The 24,366-nt window shown below is 46.2% G+C and carries 13 protein-coding genes; 4 read left to right on the plus strand and 9 right to left on the minus strand.

Annotation, left to right across the window (positions count from 1 at the left end; translation table 11 throughout):
* Positions 1 to 8: 8 nt before the first annotated feature.
* The 7 genes from BJP34_RS13320 to lepA all read right to left on the minus strand — a co-directional run bounded on the left by BJP34_RS13320 (position 9) and on the right by lepA (position 16,162).
* On the minus strand, positions 9 to 2,618 hold the full coding sequence (locus BJP34_RS13320; RefSeq protein WP_070392767.1) for a cellulose biosynthesis cyclic di-GMP-binding regulatory protein BcsB: 2,610 nt from the start codon (positions 2,616 to 2,618) through the stop codon (positions 9 to 11).
* A gap of 215 nt (positions 2,619 to 2,833) precedes the next feature.
* On the minus strand, positions 2,834 to 4,150 hold the full coding sequence (locus BJP34_RS13325) for a glycosyl hydrolase family 8 (protein ID WP_229424346.1): 1,317 nt from the start codon (positions 4,148 to 4,150) through the stop codon (positions 2,834 to 2,836).
* Between the two features lie 341 nt (positions 4,151 to 4,491).
* Entirely contained in the window at positions 4,492 to 6,924 is a 2,433-nt protein-coding gene (locus BJP34_RS13330; protein WP_083305151.1) for a tetratricopeptide repeat protein, read from the minus strand.
* The gene (locus tag BJP34_RS13335; protein WP_070392768.1) at positions 6,921 to 10,646 is read right to left on the minus strand and encodes a hypothetical protein; all 3,726 of its coding nucleotides are present in this window, start codon (positions 10,644 to 10,646) and stop codon (positions 6,921 to 6,923) included. Before BJP34_RS13335 ends, BJP34_RS13330 begins: the two co-directional genes overlap by 4 nt.
* Positions 10,647 to 11,605: 959 nt before the next feature.
* Positions 11,606 to 12,997 carry a UDP-glucose dehydrogenase family protein gene (locus BJP34_RS13340; protein ID WP_070392769.1) on the minus strand — a complete coding sequence of 464 codons (1,392 nt, stop codon included), beginning with the start codon at positions 12,995 to 12,997 and terminating at the stop codon, positions 11,606 to 11,608.
* 126 nt (positions 12,998 to 13,123) lie between these two features.
* A complete protein-coding gene (locus tag BJP34_RS13345) occupies positions 13,124 to 14,059 on the minus strand; it encodes a UDP-glucuronic acid decarboxylase family protein (protein WP_070392770.1) in 936 nt (311 codons plus the stop codon).
* Positions 14,060 to 14,350: 291 nt separating this feature from the next.
* Complete coding sequence (lepA, locus tag BJP34_RS13350) at positions 14,351 to 16,162, minus strand: translation elongation factor 4 (RefSeq protein WP_070392771.1); 1,812 nt, start codon at positions 16,160 to 16,162, stop codon at positions 14,351 to 14,353.
* Between the two features lie 175 nt (positions 16,163 to 16,337).
* Between lepA and BJP34_RS13355 the strand changes: the two genes are divergently transcribed.
* The 3 genes from BJP34_RS13355 to BJP34_RS13365 all read left to right on the plus strand — a co-directional run bounded on the left by BJP34_RS13355 (position 16,338) and on the right by BJP34_RS13365 (position 19,456).
* Positions 16,338 to 16,622, plus strand: coding sequence for a hypothetical protein (locus tag BJP34_RS13355; protein WP_229424347.1), 285 nt, complete (start codon positions 16,338 to 16,340; stop codon positions 16,620 to 16,622).
* A gap of 132 nt (positions 16,623 to 16,754) precedes the next feature.
* Positions 16,755 to 18,476: an ATP-binding protein gene (locus tag BJP34_RS13360; protein ID WP_070392772.1), complete on the plus strand. Its 1,722-nt coding sequence runs from the start codon at positions 16,755 to 16,757 to the stop codon at positions 18,474 to 18,476.
* Between the two features lie 329 nt (positions 18,477 to 18,805).
* Positions 18,806 to 19,456 (plus strand): DUF3386 domain-containing protein, encoded by a 651-nt coding sequence (locus BJP34_RS13365; protein WP_070392773.1) that lies wholly within the window; start codon positions 18,806 to 18,808, stop codon positions 19,454 to 19,456.
* 301 nt (positions 19,457 to 19,757) lie between these two features.
* Here BJP34_RS13365 and BJP34_RS13370 read toward each other — a convergent pair whose 3' ends face one another.
* Positions 19,758 to 20,549 carry a cobalt-precorrin-6A reductase gene (locus BJP34_RS13370; protein ID WP_070392774.1) on the minus strand — a complete coding sequence of 264 codons (792 nt, stop codon included), beginning with the start codon at positions 20,547 to 20,549 and terminating at the stop codon, positions 19,758 to 19,760.
* Between the two features lie 2 nt (positions 20,550 to 20,551).
* Positions 20,552 to 20,746, minus strand: coding sequence for a hypothetical protein (locus tag BJP34_RS13375; RefSeq protein WP_008178699.1), 195 nt, complete (start codon positions 20,744 to 20,746; stop codon positions 20,552 to 20,554).
* A gap of 979 nt (positions 20,747 to 21,725) precedes the next feature.
* Between BJP34_RS13375 and BJP34_RS13380 the strand changes: the two genes are divergently transcribed.
* Positions 21,726 to 24,263 carry a mannose-1-phosphate guanyltransferase gene (locus BJP34_RS13380; protein WP_070392775.1) on the plus strand — a complete coding sequence of 846 codons (2,538 nt, stop codon included), beginning with the start codon at positions 21,726 to 21,728 and terminating at the stop codon, positions 24,261 to 24,263.
* Positions 24,264 to 24,366 lie beyond the last annotated feature (103 nt).

A 24,366-nucleotide genomic window follows, 5' to 3' on the forward strand; every position in this document is an offset into this window, starting at 1 on the left:
ACTAATTACTAATGACTTTTTTGATCTGTCACACGCTTGAGGTACAACTGGCTAATGCCATAAAGCAGGAAGGTTACGCCCAGAATACCTAAAGCTAGGAACCACCAGTTTTGTTGGAGGAAGAAGGATGCTTTACTGAGGGCAGAGGTTTTTTCAATGCGTTTTTTAGAACGGGCTAGTTCAAAAAACTCTAGCTTATAGGCATCGGGGTCATAACCAGCAGGGTCTTGTTGATAACTACTAACTAAAACCGTATCCTTCTGCAACTGGTAGAACCAAGAATCTTTAGTGAGAATCTGCCGCACCCGGTCTAAGCCATTTTCCGTTTGACCACTCAAAGCCAAAAGTACCCGCTGATTGTTATAGGGAGACATGATTTCTTTAATTACCCCTTCACTATCCGGTAGAGTCTGGACACTAGCTTCACCCCACTGACGTCCTAGAGCATTACTCAAACGCAAACCACTTGACTCAAATACCTCTGGAAAGGGAAATTCCTCTCTGGTGCCAATTCCGACCAGATTCCGCTTCCTCCTGATCTGATCAGGCAATTGTTCAATGGTGTAAACATCCAGCTGTACTGAATCTGCCTTACTTAGACGTCCTAAACGTTCACTGACAGCTAGGAGGGTGAGCAGATCGGTATCAGATGGTGTCTCTGACAACACGATCGCTGTATTGGACAAATCTTGAGGAGCTGCAAATGGGTAACCTACTTGCAACAGTTCTAGATTAGGTAGTTGAACTGACGGCTCCCGATTAACTTTGAAGTTGGTCTCACCATGAACCGTACCGGTTAGTTGTTGATCCGTAATTTTACCACACTCCTCTGGTTCCCTGGGGTTCAGCCGGAAAGCGACTTTGATTTTAGAGGTGGGTTTAATCAGATTGGCAGGAAGATCAACTTTGAGAGTTTCTCGCTGTGAGCCATCCCTCTTAGTCAAGCGTTTACCACCAATTAGTACATCATCTAGTAAGACTTCTACAGCAGAGGTGCGAGGATTGACCTGGGGACCATAGCTGTATACTAAATTCATGGAACTGCCCCGTTTAAACCGATCATCCGGTAAGGCACGAAAATCAAACTCTACCGGTGGTGCTGCAGTGCCTCGCACTGTGACGTCCTTAAAGGGTTTACCATTGGGCTGAGTAGCAATGTCTTCTAGAGTAAAGGAATTTTCTTCTGGCAAATAACCAGGCCAATTGCGGGAGGATGGTATTGGTACATCCCGAACCTGATCTACGAAAATTAATTGACCTGTGCCAAGTTTACTGGTGTCTGGCTGTACTAAAAACTGGGCAGCCTTTTTCACGCCATCTGGGCCATTGCCAGTCACCACCAAGACCGGGTTACTGCCATCATTGACTGTGGTAAGTGCTAGCACACCGACATCATCGGGTAAGGGAATCTGATTCCCATCTAAAATCTGATTCCCGGAGAAGGTAAAGGGCAGTGCTAAAGACTTCAAAACTGCTTGATCCCCAGGAGTCCCCATCACAACTAAACTATCGCCCCACTCTAATTCGTCTATAGTCTCTACCAAACGGGTGGTAATGGGACGGAAGTCAGCCAACCTGCCTAAGGAAGCCTGTAAGCGAGGCGCAGCAGTCAACCAAGATTCTAAGGACTCCACGGATCGGGTCTGGACATTCCCCTGCGGCAGCATATAAGCAATGCGATTGGCATCTAAGCTGAGTTGATCAAAGAAAGGATAAGGATAGCGACTGAAGTTTAGGGGAATAGGTTCAACTTGGTATTGAAAGATTAATTTTGAATCCGGCAAAACCTCAGTCCACAACGTGGCATCCCCTCCATCCGTACAGCCAGTGGTGTTGTGTTGCTGGGCTACTAGGGAAAGTTCATTGTAGTCCTGGATCAGGGTCGTTGGGATAGCAAACATGACGTTAGCCACCTGAGACTGCTTGCGGTTGAGAGGGACACTGGCCACACTGGTGCCATTAATCCGCAAGGTCAGGTTAGAGCGATTTGCCATCAGGGCTGGTGAATGCTGGAAACGGATTAAGGCTTTGGCGGTTTTTACATTCCAACCCCGAGGACGAGTAAAGCCCAGTCTTGCTTCGGAATAAACCCCCCGCATCCGGAGGCGATTGCCTACAATCGGAGAGCGGTTAAATTGCAAGATGTACTCACTTAATGGGATATTCGGCGTAGAAGCAATTGGATTTGGAGTAGATTGGGGCTGTGAACGAGGTCGGGCCTGGGAGCGGGGTTGGGTCCGTGGCTGAGTTCGGGCAGCTGGCCGAGGTCGGGCGGGAGCAACCCTGGCTGGGGCTGGATTAGAGCGTCTTTGTCGTGGCGCTGCCGGAGCAGCTTTTGGTCTAGGTCGGGCAGCTGGCCGAGGACGAGGACGAGGTTTAGGTTTGTAGACTGGAGCCTTAGTGGGGGTTTTGGGTAAGGTGTATTTCTGGATGAACTGGTCTTCCTGTCTTCTGAGGTTACCCTCCCCTTGAGCTCTGGTCAGGGTAGTACCGATGCCCAGGGTTAACACCATGCTTGCACATAACAGCAACAAGGATAATCTAGGACCATAGAGAGCACGTCGTTGATGATTATTCCTAGGATCTTGGGCTTGGGAGCGGCGAAACAAGAATTTCATAATTGTAATAATAAAGAATACTAGGAGAATACTAAGAGAACCATGTATTTATAAAGTTAAGTTGTATTGTTTAGGCTTAACTTTAACCATTGAGACCATTTTTGTCACCTGTATCACCTGATTGATGGCTATAGATTGATCGGTATAGTTATCGGTATAGATTGATCGGTATAGTTATCGGTATAGTTACTGGTATGTTTCAACTATTCCCGTCCCTAACTGGGATTTAACAGGTTGCCGTCGATGGCTGTGGTAGGTAATAACCCTAACCAAGCTAAGTTTTGGGTATAATAGGCCGATTGATCATCCCAAATCCCTTCCTGATATTGTGGTATTAGTTTCTGCTCTATCAATTCTCTAGCCATGGCTGGCTCAATTAAACGTAGGGCAGAATAAAGCATGGCGTATTGGGAAGTGGCTTCGTAAGTCACAGTTGGTTTTCCCTGGATGTCAATCCTGGCGGGCAGCTTTGAGGAAGAACGCCACAGGGATTGCAAATGCTGGGTGGCAGTACCGAGATAGGCAAATGCTTCTGGGGTATTGAACCAAGCTGCATCCCAAGCAACCCTCCACCAGACTCGGTAGGCATCAAAGCTATAAGAACTTTTGAGTGGACTGTCTGGTGGCAATGGCTGGAATTGACCAGTTTGGGTGTCAAGGGCTATCCAATCGCTGGGTAAGCCTACAGCAGAAACCTGGGAAGACTCTTTTAACACCTGGTAACTACTATCCACCAAACTTAACCAGTCATGGTTGGGGTCAACTTGGGCAAAGAGACGAAAGGAGAAAGGAGCAAGATATGAGGGGTTGAGATATAGAGTTGATGGAGAAGGGACAAAGGCTGCTACAGGTCCTGGCAAAAGATAGCGCTTTCCCCTTACCTCTTTGGTGGAAAAGTTCCACAAATCTTCCAGCTTAGTCAACGCTAAATCCAGGTATTCCGGACGATTCCAGCGACGGGAAGCTAGGATTAATGCTGTTGCTGCATCAATATCGGCATCGCTGGCAAAATTTCTGTCAATCGCACCCCAGTTACCGCTCTGATCACGACCCCACTTCCACACCCAGAGTTTATCTTCAAGAGTACCATTGGTTCCTGAGCGCTTGAGATTGTTTTGAGACCATTGTAAGGTCAGGGCAAAGGTAGTCGGGTCATCGGCAATGACTGCTCGCAGCATACCATAGGCTTGCCCTTCAGAGGTTGAGCGATCGCTAGCTTCGTAGTCGATGACTCGCCCATCTTTTTGAATAAATTTCTCTTTGTATACAGTCCAACTTTCTGCTATAATAGTACTTTGGTCTATTAGTAAAGGAGTTTGGGGAGCCTCTGGTTCAGGATACTCACGGTAGACTGAAGAGGTTTTGCTTGGTGATGACTTGGGTGGTGAAGGGGTTGGAGATCGTCTTGACAATTGATGGGGAGCACAACCCAATAGGCTCAACATAATGGTTAAAGTAACTATAGAAACGCTCTTGGTGCGACCCATAAATATGCGACCCATAAATAAAGGTTGACGGGTGTTGTATGACATGGGAAGTTTATTGTTCAAACTTAGTTGGATAAAAGTCTATGGATTACTCCAACATTGTCTTTTAAGACAATAAGTCTGAACCTAAGCCTAGCGTAAAAACATCAGAGTTCAGGATTATTCAATACTGAAACGGCAATAGAAGTTTGGATTATTCATTTGTGATTAGAAAACTGCCAATTTTCAAGTGTTAATTGCCATTTGGGATTTTCCCTTGCGATACCTTAATCCTTTATACTTCATCCTTGACACTTCATTCTTCATCCTTGACACTTCACCCTTTATACTTCATCTAGACTTCATCCTTCAGACTTCACACTTCATCTAGACTTAATTTTTTATCCTTAATCAAAACGTTCCCAAGGCGGTTGGAAACCCCTGCGGAACAGAAATCCTTCTTGGATTTGCTGTCTCTGACGGGACAGGGTAGCAGTACTAGATCCTCGACTGAATTCCTCCAGTCTTAGCTGTTCCAACTGTTCTAGGGCTTTGACTTTGAAGTCTTCAGTCTGATTTAGTCCAACTAAGGCACGACGTACCCCAAAATCCAGGGGTTGGATCGCAAGACCTCGATAATAGAGTTGCTTGGCCGAGTCAAAGCGTCGTTGTTGGAACCGAACACCACCTAAAGCCGCAATAATCTCAGTGTTACTGGGTTCTGCCGTCAAAATCACCTGATAGGCGCGTTCTGCTATGTCTAACTGATCGATCGCTTCTGCCAATCGTCCTTGCAACAAGTATGTCTGAACGGAGTAGGGAGCCCGATTGACTAATTCAATCACCTGAGCTCTAGCTAATTCTGGACTACGCTGAGCAATAACCTGAATTAAACGACGGTTTACTGGTATGTTGTCTGGTTCAGATTGCAGCAGCGAAATGTATAGGGGTTCCCGTGTGGGATTGGCAGGTAGAGCACCAACTAGAGCAAAGAGTTCTGGGGGCGGAAGCACATTTGGTTGTGTCTGCAACCAATAGTATACAAATGCCTCAGCTTGGGATTCTGGAATCAGATTCGCTTGGTAGGCAATTGTAGCTCGTGCTAACTGTAGGTTAACATCACTAGGATTGAGGGCTACTAGTTGGTCATAAAGTGCCACAGCTTCCCCTGGTCTATCTTGTAGCAGAAGTATAGATGACAATCCTTGCAATGCACCATTGAGAATATCTCGTTGTGGGTTGCTGGCAATCAAGGCTTGGTAACGCTGACGGCTAGCAATCCAATTACCTTCACGACGTTCAATATCTGCCGCTAGCAACTGTACTGCCAGATCGTTAGCTCCCTGGGGTGTCGCGGTATAAGTAGCCAAAGCATTTCTAGCTGAGATCAAGTCATTGGCTTCAATATATAGTTGAGCCATCCGAAAATACAAAAACGGGGCGTTAACCCCAGATGCCAGGATATTTTGGTATATAGATAGAAATTGTGGCCCCGGCGGCTCGATCGGGATCAAGGCGTCTGCCACCGCTTGCAATTCGCTGGGTTCAGTAGGTAGGGGAATCAGTATGGTCGCTAGACGGTTGCCCAATTCCGCTTGAGAAATTAATCCGGTCTGACGTTCTAGACCCACGATCTTAATCATGAGACTACGGTTATCAGGCTCGAACGCAAGCTGTTGTTGGTAAAGCTGCAATGCGGTTGCCCGTTCGCTGGGTATGCCTGTGAAGACATCAGCTATTTCCCGAATTAAGTTAGGGTCATTAGGATTCTCTGCCAATGCTTGACGGTAGAGCATCGAGACTTGGGCTTCGAGGGCTGGATCTTGATTTTTATTGCGAATTTCATTTAGCGATCGCGCTAAGGGCAATGTGGCTTGGGGGAGACCTTGTAAAGGCTCTAATACTGCCAATGCTTCAGAGAGTTGTCCATTTTCCGCATAGGCTTGGGCGAGGGCGGCTCGGGTTTGGATGCCTAGGTCGTCGAGCTGATCGATGATGGCGAACCCGACTAACTCGTTTTCCAGAACCTGCACCGCCTGAGCCGCATTGCCAGTTTGCCTTAAGGATTGGGCATAAGCCAGGACAGCATAGCCACTAATCACATTCCCGGTGGCGAGGTATTGGTTAAAGAGTTCCAGACCCCTTTGAGGGTTACCGTTGTAGGTGTAAACTTCTGCTGCCCCTACTAGCACATCTGGACTAGGATCCGTTTGCAGCACAATTTCATAGTCTGCGATCGCCTCACCAAATCGCTGCTGATAACCTAACAGCAGAGCTCGCCTACCACGAGCTTCTGTATCATTGGGATTAATATCGAGCAAGACTGTAAGGGCTTCAATTCCCTGAGCCTGCCATTCTTGTTTATATGTCCCCAACAGACCTACTGCACTTAGGGCTAACTCATTGGTAGGGTCTTGAGCCAGCACCTGTTGATAGGCATCCCAGGCTTGGTCAATCAATCCCTGTCGGCGGTAGGCGATGGCTAGGCCAATCTTGGCATCAATGGATTGGGGATAACGCTGGACAGCTTGCTCAAACCCTTTAATTGCCTCCTCCACTCGTCCTTCCCTGAGCAGATTAAAGGCTCTGATAATCGGCACCGGAATAGTTTGAGCTTGAGCTGCCTCAAGGCAAAAGGCAAGAGGCAAAAGGGAAACAGTCAAGGGTAAGAGGTAAACGGTCAAGGGTAAGAGGTAAATGGGTAAGGACTTTACCACACGGCGGCACGGATGGCAAGGTGAATCCAGTCCCTTTGCCTTTTGCCTCTGACCCGAGGATTCTCCGCTCTTTATGGGGGGTAAGCCTTTTCCCTTGTTCCTTTTGCCTTCCTCTAGAATCATTGACTCAACCTACCTCTAGGAGTTACATCAAAATCGGTTTTCAATCGAAATCCGGCAAAGGTTTCCTTTAAACTATTGCGTTGCTGAAGGCTAAAACCAAGCCGCACATTCGGTAAAAATTGGAAATCGTAGTATAGCTCTAACACATCTGGTACATCATCCCCATTTTCCTGGCGCAATTCCTCATTGGAGAGGTCCCGACCATAGGCTAATCCTACCCGGTCATTCTTAGAAAACAAATCCAAGAAGGTGATTCCGAAACTGAAGGTGTTTCCCTCTTCATCCAAATCCCGGTTGCGGTAAACCCCATAGCGACCAAATATGCCCATCTTCAGTTCAGGAATAAACACTTCGCCATTGACACCAAATGCTTCTTCATCATCATTCTTGTTGATGCCAAAGTCATCCCTTCCCCGTTCGATGGAGAAAATTTCCCGGAAGCCACTATTGGCACCACCATCTCTGCCTGAGGCATAGGTTCCTCGCACGATCACATTATCGTAGCGTAAACCAATTTCTCCAGCCAACCCATTGAGGTCAAATCGCTCCAGACTTTCAGCTGATGAAAACAGAGCAACTTTGCCTTCTATATTGTCTGTCACTGCCCAGTTAACCAATAAACCTGGACGAGATGCGATCGCAGTAGCACTCAAGGCTGGATTAGTTTGAAAAACTGGATTAAAGAAATGGCTTACCCCATCCTTGGCAAAACTATTCCGATCAAAGTAGGAGGTTAAATCCAACTGACCGACAGAAAAGCGCAGAGTGGGTAAGGTGCTAGCAGGAGCAGCGGTAAAGAACAACTGATTGATAGTTGCCCCTTCGTTAGGTGAGTCTACCAATTGGTCATTTTCGCTAGTCAGATCTAGGGTAGCTCCAAACAGGAATTGGGGCGTTAGCACATAGTTTCCGTCCAAGCGAGCTCTGGCTACTGAATTTTCCCCTTGATTCACGAAGCTGCCTTGGAAACGCAAGGATCCTGGGGTGAGAGCGGTGCTAGGTAGCAACGGGCGACCGGGGGATTGGGCTGTTGGGGGAGAGGTTGGTCGATTCAGGTTTGAGTTAGGAGCCGGTGGCCAGGGTTGTAGTGCTGGTTGGAAGAAGGGTACTTGACCAAAGCCAGGGGTATTGGGATTTGGCACCACTGGGATGGGAGTGACTTGCCCTGGTAGCGGTGGTTGGGGGGTGGCTGGGAAAGGAGACTGGCCGAAGCCAGGCATGTTGGGATTTGGCACCACTGGGATGGGCATGAATTGGCCTGGCATCTGCCCTGGGGGGGTGGCCGGGAAAGGAGACTGGCTCAAGCGAGGCATGTTGGGATTGGGCACCACTGGTATCGCCATGAATTGCCCTGGTACCTGACCTGGAATATTGTTCAAATACGGTACCTGACCTAAGCCCAAGCCATAACTACTGCCCCCTATCGGAATGGGATTGATCGGCACTACTGGCCGGGGGGCTGGGGAACTTCTCAGATAGGGCAACTGACCTAAACCTGAATTGTAAGGACTACCCCTCATGGGCATGGGATTCACTGGGGCTGGCAGAGGAGCGGGCATGGGTCTCGGGTAGGGCAACTGACCGAAGCCAGGGTTATAGGTAGTACCCCCCATCGGAATGGGATTGACTGGAGCTGGCAGGGGAGCGGGTGTAGTTCTCAAATAAGGTAGCTGACCCAAGCCAGGGTTATACCTAGGGTTATAGCTAGGGCTATAACTATTTATCCCCTGGGGGGTAGACATGCCGAACCCTGCCGTTGGCATCAATAGTACAGTTTGTGGTACGTAGGGCACTTGACCAGATAACCCATTATTCCTACCCATACTCGTACCCAAGGGCATCGTCCCACTTACTCCTGGCATCATCGGCATCAAGAGTACCGTTTGTGGCACGTAAGGCAAATAGCCCCAATTTGGGTTAGGAGTATTGCTTCCCAACGGCATCGAGTTAGGAAGTGCTGGCAATGACGCTGGTGTTTTGGTTTGTGGGAAGACAGGCAGTTGTCCTACCGCTTGGTTTTGGTAGTTATTCAGAAATAAGGGTGTGGCCGTTCCTTGCCCTAGCTGCTCCGGCAGGCTTGGTGGGGAAGGAGGCAGTTGCTTGAACTTGTTGGGAAGTTTACCAGCATTGGACGGAATTGGGTCTGTTGGTACTGCCAAAGGTTGGGTTTTTGCTTGGGAAGTTGTCTGCTGGTTCGAGCTAGAGTTGGGACTATTCGGAACTAACTTCGGAATTAGGGATGGCAGCAGCTGATTACAGGCTGTGTTTGTTTGACAGTTGCTCCAGTTAGCTGGGAGTACTCCTTCCAAATCTACACTCGAACTGCTGCCATAGGGCAACAGTTGGCTTAGCTTGAACTCCGTGAACGTTAAGTCTATTTGCTCTAGGTTTAGCGTCGATGATGACACTAGAGGCTTTTGAGGTGATGGCGTTAACGCTAACTGGTCTATTTTCCTGTCAGCTTTAGTGTCAGCAGATTGCTTCTGGGTAGCTAGCTTAGAGTTAGCTGCTTTGCGGGCGTTTAGTTCCGACGACTCTGGGACTGGTGAGCCTAGTTTCGAGGTAGCTTCAGGGTTAGGTCGATGAGAGACTTTAGTTTTATTGGGGAGGGATGACTTTGGTAACCCATGCCTGTGTCCTGGTTTTAGCTCCAGTTTCCCTGGTTTTTGAGGCTGTTGAGATAACTCAGGGATTCTCGAACCAACCTTTTTGCTAGTGGTGATGTTAGGTTTGCTAGTGCTGATATTTGAGGAAGCCAACGTTTGGGCTTTTCCAAAGGGTGGGATTGACCTAGCTCTAGACCTGGCATAGGGTGACCTGAACTTGGGTTTAGTCCGTTGTCCTTCCTGGCGGTTACCTCTAGGCTGGGCTAGGGTAGTTCTGTTTTCTCTACCGTTACTGCTTAGTAAAGCAGACTTTTTGCCTTTGGGCCGTGCTGGAATAACTTTGGCTATCTCCTCTGGCTGGGCCTTAGCCGTCGGCTGGATTGGAGCAGCTACGGTTTTTTTGACGTTTTTTTGGGAAGCAGTTCTTGGGGTAGCTGAGCTTTGGGTTTTCAGCGGTGCAGAAACAGCTTTAGTTGTAGAGTCCCGTTTGGCTAATTTTTGCTGCTGCAACCGAGATAATGGTAACTTCCTCCTGGTAACAGAAGAACTGGGCTGAGCAGATTCCTTGGTTTTCAGCAAGGTCGGGAGAGCCTCAGGGGTAGCCCTTGACTGGCGTGAGCCTAACTTACGCTTAGCTGCTGGTTTAGCTGATTGTTCAGTCTGGGGTAAGACGTGGGGGGGCACCGCTGAAGTCAGTTTCCTGGTGGAGTTGCTCCTTCGGGCAGAAGACCTTTGGGTCTTAATTGGCTCAGGGATTGTCTCCTGTTGACTTTCAAGCTTTCCTAGTGCTAAGATTTTGGTTTGGGTTACTTGTTCACTTTCTTCACTAATGGATTGCTCTGAATCCTTGCTCTGATTTGTCCGGAGCTGCTCTAAAAACTTAGTATGTTTAGATAGCCTAGTTGCCTGGGCTGGTTCAATGGCACTGAAGGACAGCATCCAGACTACTACGAATGACCCAGTACTAAGCAGTTGCATCCATAGAAGGACATTCTTGACTATCCATCTCAGACATTGACTAGTTGTTTGATGGATTGTCGGGGTTTTTTGCCTAATCAATCCTTTCTGTAAACCCTGTCGCCGCTCTAGGAAAGGGCTTGGTTTTTGGCGACTCATACTACCTCCACTCTCATTGATCTTGCCTGACGACCAGTTATGGTCACAATTTTAGGGCACACCCAGTTCTAGATTATTTTGGCTCAGATTTGTTGAAAACTGAACCAAAATTAGCTCATATCCCTAGGATTTACTTGGACTGTTAGTGATCTAAGCCAAAACTATCACCAAAATTACCATTACTAGAGTTTAGTGCTTAGCTCGATTTGTCGCCAACTAGATCACGCTTAGGTTACTGATCAGGTTTGCTGATAGTCAATGGTTGTTGGCATCCATGAAGCCATTAAACCATCAACACAGATATTTAATCCCCCCATAGTTGACCAGCAAATCAGTTACCTGACCTACCCTGTTGGGGTAGTGCCGATTTCTTGGTAGGACTTTAACACTTGCCGATCACCTAGCCAATGTTAATGGCAATTACTGGTCAGTTAACTCAATTTAGATGCTTGATGCCCCCGTACCAACCTTGCTGGGTGCTGATTGGGGTTTTGTTCTTGTTCAACACCAACAATAGTCTTAACACAAAGTTGTTTGCAAATCCCAACAACTACGATTTTTACCTTTGGGGATGGGGTTTGGGTATTTAGCTAGTATTGACAAAAAAACTGAGGGGTCATACCCCTCAGTTATTCTAGTACAGGATTTCACTTATGGCAATTTACATGTAAGTAGTATGCTTTACCGACTACCACAAAAATTCTAAAGGTGCCCTTGACCCATTAAAAATTAAATTCGCTTCAGGCGCGCACCTCTTTGGTGCGCGCCTCCTAGGGCTAGTAAATTGCCCTAGGGTCGCACCTATCGGCTTTCGCCGACGCGGGGCGCAAACGGGCGCACACCTAAAAGATGCCGGTAATTTCTTGATCAAAGGGCTCCAGGAAAGTGCTGATCCCTGGAGGAGGAAGTAACAACACAACTTGATTGTCAATCCTCGCTCCATGAGGAGGAGATAGAGTTCAACGACCAATTCCCAAATACGAGAAACCAGCACGTTCTAGCTGGTTCCGATCTAGGAAGTTGCGGCCATCAATGATCACCGGATGGTTCATCAGCTGGGCCATTTTACCATAGTCCAGCTTCTGGAACTGATCCCAATCTGTAACTAACACTAAAGCATCACAGCTATCAGCCAACCGTTCTGGATCGGTTTCGACAATCACGTTAGATAGACCATGACGCATGCCAGTTTGGGAAATAATTGGGTCATAGGCTTTGACCTTGGCTCCGAGTCGGTTTAGTTCTTCCACCAGATTTAGAGCAGGAGCATCCCGCATATCATCAGTATTGGGCTTAAAGGTCAAACCCAACAGGCCCACTGTTTTACCTTTGAGGATTTTAAGCTCTTTCTGGAGTTTTTCAACCGCAAGTAAACGTTGGCGTTTGTTGACACTGACAGTGGCTTTAAGCAAATCTGCTTCATAACCGTAATCTTCAGCGGTATGGAGTAGTGCTAAGACATCTTTGGGGAAGCAAGAACCACCCCAGCCAATTCCTGCTTGTAAAAACTTGTTGCCAATGCGGGAATCTAAACCAATTCCTTGAGCAACTTGGGTAACATCAGCACCGACGCGATCGCAAATATTGGCAATTTCATTAATAAAGCTAATTTTAGTAGCCAAAAAGGCATTAGCCGCATATTTAATCATTTCAGCTGAGCTGAGGTCTGTAGCTAGTACAGAAACTGGGGGAAGGGATTTGTCTTCGGCAAACTGGCGTTCGACAATTGGTTGATACAGTTCCTTCATCATTGCGATCGCTTGTTCGCTATTGCCTCCTAGGACAATACGGTCTGGATTAAAGGTATCGTAAACTGCTGACCCTTCTCGGAGAAACTCTGGATTACTGACCACATCAAAATCCGCCGTAATGTCTTCTGCTGCTTCAGTTTCAGCTTGCCCTCCTGCAGTTACCAAAGATTTCTGGCGTTCAGCTACCCCATCTAGGACAATCATGCGTACCCAATCTCCCGAACCAATGGGTACCGTTGATTTGTTAACAATTACTTTGTAACCATCCTTGAGATGGGAGCCAATCCCTCTGGCAACCGCTTCCACATAACGAGTGTCACTTTCTCCGGTAGGTAGGGGGGGAGTTCCCACTGCAATGAATAAAATTTCCCCATGCTCTACCCCAGCCGCCAAATCTGTGGTAAACTCAAGTCTACCTGCATTAGCTGACTCCTGCATTATTTCCGACAGTCCTGGTTCATAGATGGGGGACTGTCCAGACTTCATCAACTTAACTTTTTCTTCGTTGTTGTCTACACAGATTACATGATGACCGATATGGGCTAAGCAAGCGCCAGTTACTAAGCCCACATATCCTGTACCAATCACACAAACGCGCATGGACCTATGCCTCAATTAATATAAACTTCAATGGTTAGTAAAGGTTAGGGAAGTCTCACGGTTGGAGCCAAAGATAGTATTGGCACCCTGACCCGAGGTTGATTGATTTAATTAAATCTGATTGTTTTACTCTTGAGGAGTTAAACGCTTACGGAAATCGGATACTGTCAAATCTAACCCTTCTGACAAAGGAATAGTAGGTTCCCAACCTAGTAAAGTTTTAGCTTTACTAATGTCTGGTTGACGACGTCGGGGGTCATCCTGAGGTAGAGGCTTAAAGATAATTTCTGTATCAGGATTCACCATTTTCTGAATTGCCTGAGCGAGTTCTAATATAGTGTATTCTCCAGGATTTCCGAGATTAATCGGTCCGGTATGGTCATTATTCATAAGTCGAATTAGTCCTTCCACTAAGTCGGAGACATAGCAGAAACTTCGGGTCTGTGAACCATCCCCATAAACCGTTAAGGGTTCCCCCTTCAGAGCTTGCACCACAAAATTGCTAACGACTCGCCCATCATTTTCCAGCATTCGAGGACCGTAGGTGTTAAAAATGCGAGCTACACGAATGTCTACACCATTTTGTCGATGGTAGTCAAATGCGAGGGTTTCTGCCACTCGCTTCCCTTCATCGTAACAACTGCGGATCCCAATGGGATTGACATTACCCCGATAATCTTCTGACTGGGGATGGACGTCAGGATCCCCATATACCTCAGACGTGGACGCTAATAAGAATCTCGCCTTCACCCGTTTGGCTAACCCTAGCATGTATAGGGTACCCATGACATTGGTTTTGATAGTCTTGACAGGATTGTACTGGTAGTGAACTGGGGATGCTGGACAAGCAAGGTGGTATATTTGATCAACTTCTAACCGAATCGGTTCAGTGATGTCGTGACGGACCAACTCAAAGTAGGGGTGTGACAGCCATTTGAGGATATTCCGTTTGTGGCCAGTATAGAAGTTATCCAGACAAATAACTTCATGACCTTCTGCCATCAAACGATCAATTAGATGGGAGCCGATAAAACCAGCCCCACCAGTAACTAGGATTCTCATGCCACTGAACTTTTATCATGTGAAATCAATCCTAAACTAACCTCTGAGTTTAACTGTGTCCAGTTAGACAATTTTTTTTTTAATTGATGGCAAAAATTCCGGATATATATCTCCCCATATAGTTGTTCACCTACCTTGAAAACCGATTCAGTAATTACCGAAGGTTATCATCAAATTTTATTGGCTGACTGGTTGAAAATTACGCTAGTTGGTATGACTAGGTTGGTACTAAGCATTACGAGATTAGTACTCGGCTTTCAGCTCTGGACGTTTAATGACTCAATCACCCCTCTAACCTTGGTCAAGACGTAATACTGCCATAAACGCTTCCTGGGGAACATCAACAGTGCCTACAGCCTTCATCCGCTTTTTCCCTTTTGCCTGCTTTTGGAGAAGTTTTTTCTTCCGGGAAATGTCACCACCGTAGCATTTAGCCAATACATCTTTTCTCAAAGCCGGAATATGTTCACTAGCAATGACTCGACTACCAATAGCGGCTTGAAGAGGAATTTTAAATTGGTGGCGGGGAATAAGTTCCTTAAGTTTCTCCACCAAGGTACGACCCACATAGTAAGCTTTGTCTCGGTGAACAATTACGGCCAGGGAGTCCACAGGTTCCGCATTAATCAGTAGATCCAGCTTGACTAAGGGATTATCTCGGTAACCAATGAGCTGGTACTCCATACTGGCATAACCCCGAGAGCGAGACTTCATTTGATCAAAAAAGTCAGTAACCACTTCTGCTAGGGGTAATTCATAAATTAAAGTAGTCCGTCCTTGGGCAAGATAAGTCATATCCTTAAAATCCCCACGGCGGCTTTGACACAGTTCCATCAGAGTCCCAACATAGGTTTCTGGAGTAATCATTTCTACCCGGACATAGGGTTCGGCAATTTTTTCCCGTTCTTGGGGGGATGGCAGGGTACTCGGATTATCAATTTCAAGGACTTCTCCCTGATTGGTGGTCACTTGATACACCACTGAAGGGGCAGTGGTGATTAGCTCCAAATCATATTCCCTTTCCAGGCGCTCTTGAACAATTTCCATGTGCAGCAAGCCTAAGAAACCACAGCGGAAGCCAAATCCCATGGCAGAGGAAGTTTCTGGTTCGTAGTTCAGGGCAGCATCATTGAGCTTGAGCTTATCTAATGCTTCCTTTAAATCCTTATACTGGTCAGCATCCGTGGGAAACAAGCCACAAAAAACCATGGGTTTGGCTTCCGTGTATCCTGGTAAAGGGTCAATAGCTGCTGCTTTTGCTAAAGTAATGGTGTCACCAACACGGGCATCGGCTACCGCCTTAATGGCAGCAGCTAGGTAACCAACTTCACCCGCGTGGAGTTCATCCACTTGGACTTGGTTAGGGGAAAGCACCCCTAGCTCATCAATTTCGTACTCCTTGCGAGATGCCATCAAGCGAATGCGATCGCCTTTTTTTAGAGTGCCATCGACCACTCTAAAATAAACGATTACGCCACGATAAGCATCATAGTAACTGTCAAAAATCAACGCCCTTAGGGGTTGCTCTACGGTATCGATTGGAGGTGGAATTAGATGTACAATGGATTCCAGGATTTCGTCGATACCGATACCTTCCTTGGCTGATGCTCGAATTGCTTGGCTACAATCAAGACCAATGATATCTTCGATTTCGGTACTCACCCTTTCCGGTTCAGCTCCAGGCAAGTCTATTTTATTTAGAACGGGAATAATTTCTAGATCGTGTTCAAGGGCTAGGTAAACATTTGCTAGAGTTTGAGCCTCTACACCCTGGGATGCATCGACTACCAACAGTGCTCCTTCACAAGCCACTAGTGAGCGCGACACTTCATAGGAGAAATCCACATGACCGGGAGTGTCAATTAAATTGAGAACGTACTCGTGACCATCGCTAGCAGTATAGTTCATCCGAGCCGCTTGCAGCTTAATCGTAATTCCCCGCTCCCGTTCCAAATCCATATTGTCCAGGAACTGTTCTTTCATCTGGCGGTCGCTTACGGTACCAGTAGCTTGCAGTAGGCGATCAGCTAAGGTCGATTTCCCATGATCAATGTGGGCGATAATCGAAAAATTACGAATATGAGAGACAGGGGCATCAGTCATAAGCTATTGGTATAAACCCAGTCAATAACTGGTCTATTGAGTTCATGATCAACTTAATGTATTTTAATGTTTTCCGTCAGAGGTAAGGGTACTATCCCTGGAATGGTTATAAGTGAGCCAGGCTAATTGTCAGTTATCGTAAAGTTATATTAGTAGTGTTATTAGCCCATTGATTATGAATGATCATGCCTTGCATCAAGAGGGTTTGCTTGAAAACCACCTTGAGTCTACCAAAGCTACTAACGTAGATCTATCACGTTCAGCTGACAAAGAAGAAATTTCTATTCATTTGGATACCGAACTCTTGGATCAAATCAAACACTTGACTAATGATCCGAGTAAAGTAATAGAAACGGCAATTCGTCAATGGCTCAGGGGTGAAAGGGGAGCAGATCAGGAATTAGCCCGTACCTTTGACCGAAATCCACCCCTACCGCCCCGAGGTGAGTGGAACGATTGATAGACAAGAGGTAAAGGCATCTACTTTGAGAGGTTGCCATTGGCTCCTGCTAAGGGCTTGGTTGGTTGCATTTACGTGTTGAAACGGGAACTGAGGCTCCCGGTGTTGCTTGTAGTTTCCAGGTTTCTTTTAATGGCTGCACCTGTGAATTTTAAATGTTTTCAAACTGGATATATAAATAGGCAATCCGCTAGTGCACAAGGTGATTCTAACTTTTTGCAGGGTTTAGGGTGTGAGCTGGTTTATACTCAAGAGGCATCGGGTAAATGCCTTTCTTTTCACTGGCAAGCTGCTGAGCAATATGGTCTGAGTTTGACACAAGTGGTGGGACTTCCCCTAGAAGATGGATTCTGCCCGACTGAAGCCGAAGCCTACCAAGATAGGCTTCAGAGAATTTTGAGCCAGCGAACCCCTGAACGTTGTGTTCAATCGTTTTGTTACCAGGACAAATCCTTTGCCTTTGAGTTGGTCATTAGCCCCATTTTGCCAGCGGATGGCGAAGCAACAACCGTTCTAGTTATGGGTCGCTTTTTGCCGGAATCATCAATATTGGAATGGCGGGAATCTCCTACAAGTCTAAGTGTAGACCCCCATCAAAAATTACTCACCAAAATTGCTCGGCAAATTCGTCGTACCCTCGATCTAGATACCATTTGGCAACAAACTGCCCAAAGTCTAGGGGAGGCACTCCAGGTCAGCCGTTGCCTCGTGTGCTATTACAAACCAGACGCACGGGTAACCAAGGTTCAGGCAGAATATTGTCAACAGCCGTTGCGGTCAATGGCCAAACAACTGCTACCCTTAGATTCTGAGCCTTACCTCGAACAAGCCCTCAATAGTCAGGAGCCACTGCTGGTAGAACACATTGTTCCTGGTGAATGGGAACAGTTGTCTGTGTTGGTGGTTTCAACCTCCTATAAAGATGAACCTAATGGTTTGATTTGCCTACAGCAGTGTGATCATCGCCGTCAATGGAGTGCCGCAGAAATCAAGTTAGTGGGAGAATTGGCTGAACAAGTCGGCACAGCGATCGCTCATGGCACCCTTTACAAGGAGCTAGAAATAGCTAGTGAAAGGGCTGAAGAGGCCTCTCGCCACAAAAGTGATTTTCTGGCTAATACTTCCCATGAGTTACGCACCCCTCTCAATGGCATGATTGGGTTTCTGAAGTTGGTTCTTGATGGCATGGCAGACGATCCACAGGAGCAACGGGATTTTATCCAAGAAGCCTACAATTCTGCATTGCATCTGCTCAATATTATTAATGATATCCTGGATATTGCCAAGATTGAAGCGGGTAAAATGGAGCTAGAACTCGCTCCAGTAGAATTAGAGTCTCTGTTTAGAAAAGTTGAAGACTTTACGATCAATCAAGCCGAGCTAAAAAACCTCAGCCTCAGAATTGAAATGCCTGATGTCTATGATGGCATTGTTATGTATGGTAACTATCAAAGGCTGCTACAGGTCATGTTAAACCTAGTGGGCAATGCCATTAAGTTTACTGATGAAGGTGGGGTGACTGTTAGTGCTGAGGTGATCCGAAAGAAGATAACTTTCAAAGGTACAGAATTCCCAGGATTGGTTAAAGTTCGAGTTGCTGATACTGGCATCGGTGTTTCCCTCGACCAGCAAGACCGGCTGTTTCAAACATTTACCCAAGTCGATGGTTCCCGAACTCGCCAATATGGCGGCACGGGTTTAGGCCTAGTCATATCCCAAAAGCTGATTGAAACCATGGGGGGTGTGGTCAATTTTTTCAGTATGGGGGAAAATTTAGGGTCAACAGTTACCTTCACAGTACCTCTTTATCAAGTTCCTGTGATGGTTTCCAATCAAGCAACTGATATGGATTAACCATCCACTTTTTAGCTTACTATTACCATAGGATGGAATTCAAATAAAGTCAGCTGACCTGTTAATAGTTAACCGTTCATTTTTTATAAAATATAACGGTATAATTGGTAAGCTTTTTGTGGAAAATTTAAAATCAACTTACCTATACTTATTCCAAATCATGATAAATTTGGGAGTAATGGTTAAAATTTAGTTTTAGCTTAAAGTTAGCTGAAACTACCTCACCCCATTTAAAGATTCTATATCAAGCAGTAATGCTATAATAACCAGCGTCAGAGATTAGTTAATGAGTAGTCTTTGGATAAACTATCGGTTGACTTAGCAAGACTATGATCGAAAACGCAACAGCTCGTGAAGTATTCCAGGCGGCTTACGACAACCGCTACACCTGGGACGATGATTTTCCTGGTTACAAAGCTGACTTGGAAATTAAGCAAGGTGATGAAGTATACACTGGTCAAGTTCGCATTAATGGTGATCACAGTGTTGACGTCAGTGGGTTTGATGATGAAAAGGTCAAAGAAAGTGTCTATAACCAGATGCGGGATATTGTGACCCACCGTAAGCGGTCATCGTTTGAAAAAGCCCATGGTAAAAACCAATTTAGCTTTGGTGACAATGATTCTACTGGTGCCGTAGAAATTTTTGTCAAGGGTGATGCTATGGGCTCTAACTATAAAGTCCGAGGGCAGGAAATTTGTCATGTCAGTCGGGTGATGGGTCCGATGGCTTTTACAATTAATACCAACGATAGCCTAGATACAGGAGAAGGGTATATTTCTTCAGGGTATAATGCCATTTTTCGCAATGCCAAAACTGGTGATTTGATGGCTAAACGAGAGTTTGAAGACAGCTTCGATAAAGTTGGTGATTATTATATTATGACTCGTCAAGTGGTTTATGCCATCGAGGAAAAAGGGCGCACAGCTACTGAATTCAACTTTTCTAATATCAAGTTACTCGAACCAGCTATGGTTTGAGCTTTGATTGTCAGCTATCAGCTATCAGCTATCAGCTATCAGCCATCAGCCATCAGCCATCAGCCATCAGCCATCAGCCTATGCGCTACGCCGTAGCGCATAGGCCAAGGGCAAATCCCCAGACTTTCAATTCTGATTAATCTCGAACTATTAAATTCTACCGTTTGCGTAGCGTGGCCATAGACCTGCATAGGTTTTTTTAAGCTGAACGCGCACGTGTGAGCTTTGAGCTCACGGCTGACAACTGACGGCTGACAGCTGACGGGTAAATGCTTACCTGTTATTTAAAGGGAAGGAGATTTCAAACATAACGATGGCAAAACTCTAATGCCACAGATACATGGCTAGTTTGCTGGGGATAATCAACAACTGGGCGAGTAATGATAACTAGGGAGATGCCTAACTCAGTAGCTAGGGCTCGTTTGATATCTTCTCCCCCAGCAACCCCAGACGCCTTGGTGACAACAACAGAGATGTCCCAGTGATGCCAGAGTGCCTTTTCCAAATCAGCTGGTACCGGAGGACGCAGGGCAATAATTCGATTTGGGCTAAATCCAGACGCGATCGCTACATCGATGGCAGTAACACTCGGCAGAATCCTGGCGTATAGGGTTGACTGGTCTTGCCAGCTACGGAATAAGGGTAAATGTTTGTAACCGATGGTCAGTAATACCCGCTGGTGATGGAGATAGTTACCAGCAATCAGGTCTTGGAAACTATTGAGATAAATTATTGGTGAATTGTCTAGTTCAGAACTTACCTGAGAATTTAGCTGTTGTCGTTCAAAACGTAGGTAAGGTATATGCCGAGCACAAGCGGCTGAAATCGCTATTTGGGAAATTTCTACCGCATAGGGGTGAGAGGCATCTAGGATCGCTACAATACCATGCTTCTCCAAAAACTGCTCTAGCTCATTTGTATCTAAACGTCCGACTCGAACCCTTAAATTTGGGGTTTGGGGATAGAGGGATTTAGCCGCCGTTGTGGTAACGGTTACTGTACAGGGCATACCCCTGGATGCGATCGCATTTGCCAGAGTCACACTTTCCGTGGTTCCACCAATCAGCCAAATACGGCCACTGCTATCGAGCACTCCTATCTGCCCTTCAGGGCTTTAGTAAAGTTTTTGCGATAGGACTTATTGGCAACGATTAAAGCTGGCCACAACAGTGACAATGCTATCCGATTGGTTAAGCTGCGGCTGAAGTCAGTTCGCTCAAACCCCCTCCAGAATTTCCACACGCCATACCCATAGACTACCAGTAACCCGAAGACAATTAAGTTAGCCATTCATCAAAAATCTTGCCATATTTGGAAACCCCGTCTCAAGTCAGATAGGCGTCTCGCCTGACAGGGATTAAAAGCGAGCCCTTGGGGCGGTTTTAACTACCCTTGATGAATCTGGGTAGAAGACATTTGGTTATTGTTACATGCTTTTTCACCTCCGGTGCTTTTTATAAGATAATTTTTATATTAATGATAATTTTACCTTATCAAGCCAGTGTTAGACCATGACCTCAATACCATAAGTGTGTAGGTTAATCAACAGGTGCGACCCATGGCGAATTTAATTCGCCATGGGTCGCACCTAAGAATTGATTCGGATTACAGCTCCTAGTAGCATTGATCCAGATCCAGTTTCTCTAGTCTTCATTTGTGGTGTCACCCTTAGGAGTTACAGACTAGCCAAACTCAGTAGTGATCATTACCTGAATGAAGAAGCAGCGGGTTAACGCGCGATCTTTCTTCTGAGGTCGGAGGAAACTTGGCGACACCAGTGTCGTTAGTTATAGTTCCGCCAGTCTTTGTCGAAAGCACTCTTTTATGAATCACTATCGACGCTAGCATGCCAAAATCACGGTTTTGAGATCAAGTCACTGTTTGTGGAGGTGAGTAAACAGCTAGAAAAAATGTCCCAGAGTCTACCAAAAACTCTTATTATTTGTGAGAGTTAAATTAGGGTAACACCGACACGGATGATTATGTAACTTAAATTAAAGCCGAAAACCAAGGTAAAAATAGTTGCGCTTAAATCCCGGTGGAACGAACTTTTTTGACATTTTTATGGCGCTCGCGGGATATTCCTGAGAGCTTTGGGAGATACCCCCTGGATGCTATTGCATCTTGCATTGGCGGGCTAAAGTCTACGAGGGTAGATTTTGGTAGCTAAAAAGTATCGGAAAGTACTTCACTAAAAAAAGCCCATAACAAGACAAATGAACGTAGACAAGATGATCAAACCCCTTAACGGGTTAAAAGAGGAGGAATTATGCGAGCAGTGCTGATGGCTGGTGGTTCAGGAACACGGCTGAGACCGTTGACCTGTGATCTGCCCAAGCCCATGGTGCCAATCCTGAATCGACCCATTGCTGAACATATCGTTAATCTACTCAAACGGCACAATATCAATGAGGTCATTGCCACTCTGTACTATCTCCCAGATGTCATGCGGGACTACTTCCAAGACGGCAGTGACTTTGGGGTAAAGATGACCTATGCGGTAGAAGAAGAACAGCCTCTGGGGACTGCAGGTTGTGTTAAAAATATTTCCGAATTACTCAATGAAACCTTTTTAGTCATTAGTGGCGATAGCATCACCGACTTTGATTTGACTGCTGCGATTGAATTTCATAAAGCTAAGAAATCAAAGGCGACATTAATCCTAACTCGCGTTCCTAATCCCGTTGAGTTCGGGGTGGTGATCACCGATAAGGAAATGCGCATCCGCCGATTTTTGGAAAAACCTTCGACCTCAGAAATTTTTTCCGATACTGTTAACACTGGCACTTACATTCTCGAACCATCGGTTCTAGAGTACCTGCCATCAAATGAGGAATGTGACTTTTCTAAAGACTTGTTTCCGAAACTCCTCGAGAAAGATGAGCCAATGTATGGCTATGTAGCTGAGGGATATTGGTGTGATGTCGGTCACCTGGAGGCTTACCGAGAAGCCCAGTATGACGGCTTAATGGATAAGGTCACACTAGACTTTGCTTACCCGCAACAATCCTCAGGAATGTGGGTGGGACAAAATACCTATATCGACCCTACTGCCAAGATTGAAACCCCAGTACTAATTGGTAGCAACTGCCGGATTGGTCCAAACGCCCACATCGAAGCAGGAACAGTAATTGGCGATAATGTTACCATCTCTGCTCACGCTCACCTGAAACGACCGATTATTTGGAATGGAGCGTTGATTGGTGAAGAGGTTAATCTGAGTGCCTGCACCATTTCCAGGGGAACCCGGGTAGACCGTCGTGCTCAAGTTTTCGAAGGTGCCGTTGTCGGTTCCCTGTCTAAAGTCGGAGAAGAAGCTCAAATTAGTCCCACTGTAAGGGTTTGGCCAAATAAAACTATAGAATCAGGTGCAACATTGAATATCAATTTAATTTGGGGCAACACTGCCCAACGGAATCTTTTTGGTCAGCGGGGTGTCCAAGGCTTAGCCAACATCGATATTACTCCCGAATTTGCCGTTAAGTTGGGAGCCGCTTATGGGTCTACCTTAAAACTAGGCTCCCAAGTATCACTCTCCCGTGACCAGCGTAGTATCTGTCGCATGGTGACCCGGTCTTTGATTGGGGGATTGATGTCTGTAGGTATTGATGTCCAGAACCTAGATGCAACTGCAATTCCTGTAGCTCGCACCGTGGTACCAACCCTAGGGGTTGAGGGGGGTATCCATGTGCGCGTGCATCCTGACCGACCAGATCATATCCTGATCGAAGTTATTGATGCCAAGGGAATTAATATCAGCAAGGGTAAAGAGAAAAAAATTGAGGGGGCTTACTTCAAAGAAGACCTAAGACGAGTCCAGATCAATGATATCGGTAATGTTAACTACCCGATCCAGTTAATCGATATCTACGGTACTGCTTTTGAGAAGCATCTCAATGTAGAGGCAATTCGCAACAGTAGTGCTAAGGTAGTTATTGACTATGCTTATGCCGTGTCTGGTGCGGTTTTACCCCAACTGTTAGCGAAATTTGGGGCTGATGCAGTAGTCCTCAATGCCAGTTTGAAACAAACAGCTATCTCCACAGAAGAACGAGAGAGTTTGCTCAATCAGCTGGGTCAGGTGGTCGAGGCTCTAAAAGCCAATTTTGGTGTCCAGGTCTCTGCTAATGGGGAACAGCTGATTTTGGTGGATGAATCGGGAATCTCGATTCGAGGTGAGATATTGACTGCACTGATGGTCAATATTATGTTAACCTCTAATCCCAGGGGAACTGTGGTGGTTCCAGTCCAGACATCAAGTGCGGTGGAACAAATTGCCAGACGCCATGATGGCAAGGTGATCCGCACCAAAGCTAACCCCACAGCACTGATGGAAGCTTCTCAAAGCAACCCCAATGTGGTATTGGGAGGTAGTTGGGACATGGGCTTTATTTTCCCCCAACTACATCCAGGCTTTGATGCTATGTTTGGAATCGCCAAGTTGATCGAGATGCTGACAGTCCAAGAGCGATCGCTTGCTGATATTCGTGCCGAACTTCCTCGGGTATGGTACAAAACCGTTACCCTGCGTTGTCCTTGGACAGTTAAGGGTAGCCTGATGCGTCATCTGGTCGAAACCCATCCCAGTGAGCAGCTCGAACTTGTTGATGGCGTTAAAATTATCAACGCGCAAAATGATAACTGGGTGTTGATTTTACCCGATGCTGGCGAACCCTTAGTTCATATTTTTGCCAACAGCGATGACCGGGATTGGGCCGAGGAAAACCTCAAGCATTATCGCAACCATGTTCAGGAATTCGTTGAAAAAGAACAAGGTGTAGAAGCGCAACCTTCAGCCGTGTCATAAATCCGTGTCATAAATCCGATTGATCGGCTGTTAACAGGTAAGCTATCAGCTTAAGCTGATAGCTTACACCAAAAGTATTGGTACGCTTGTTCTATAATGAAGA

The organism is Moorena producens PAL-8-15-08-1 (genome assembly GCF_001767235.1).
GTDB classification, from domain to species: domain Bacteria; phylum Cyanobacteriota; class Cyanobacteriia; order Cyanobacteriales; family Coleofasciculaceae; genus Moorena; species Moorena producens_A.

Excerpts from the sequence above, each read along its gene's own strand:
- BJP34_RS13320 (WP_070392767.1), bottom strand. The coding sequence starts at position 2,618 with ATGAAATTCTTGTTTCGCCGCTCCCAAGCCCAAGATCCTAGGAATAAT.
- BJP34_RS13325 (WP_229424346.1), bottom strand. The coding sequence starts at position 4,150 with ATGTCATACAACACCCGTCAACCTTTATTTATGGGTCGCATATTTATG.
- BJP34_RS13330 (WP_083305151.1), bottom strand. The coding sequence starts at position 6,924 with ATGATTCTAGAGGAAGGCAAAAGGAACAAGGGAAAAGGCTTACCCCCC.
- BJP34_RS13335 (WP_070392768.1), bottom strand. The coding sequence starts at position 10,646 with ATGAGTCGCCAAAAACCAAGCCCTTTCCTAGAGCGGCGACAGGGTTTA.
- BJP34_RS13340 (WP_070392769.1), bottom strand. The coding sequence starts at position 12,997 with ATGCGCGTTTGTGTGATTGGTACAGGATATGTGGGCTTAGTAACTGGC.
- BJP34_RS13345 (WP_070392770.1), bottom strand. The coding sequence starts at position 14,059 with ATGAGAATCCTAGTTACTGGTGGGGCTGGTTTTATCGGCTCCCATCTA.
- lepA (WP_070392771.1), bottom strand. The coding sequence starts at position 16,162 with ATGACTGATGCCCCTGTCTCTCATATTCGTAATTTTTCGATTATCGCC.
- BJP34_RS13355 (WP_229424347.1), top strand. The coding sequence starts at position 16,338 with ATGAATGATCATGCCTTGCATCAAGAGGGTTTGCTTGAAAACCACCTT.
- BJP34_RS13360 (WP_070392772.1), top strand. The coding sequence starts at position 16,755 with ATGGCTGCACCTGTGAATTTTAAATGTTTTCAAACTGGATATATAAAT.
- BJP34_RS13365 (WP_070392773.1), top strand. The coding sequence starts at position 18,806 with ATGATCGAAAACGCAACAGCTCGTGAAGTATTCCAGGCGGCTTACGAC.
- BJP34_RS13375 (WP_008178699.1), bottom strand. The coding sequence starts at position 20,746 with ATGGCTAACTTAATTGTCTTCGGGTTACTGGTAGTCTATGGGTATGGC.
- BJP34_RS13380 (WP_070392775.1), top strand. The coding sequence starts at position 21,726 with ATGCGAGCAGTGCTGATGGCTGGTGGTTCAGGAACACGGCTGAGACCG.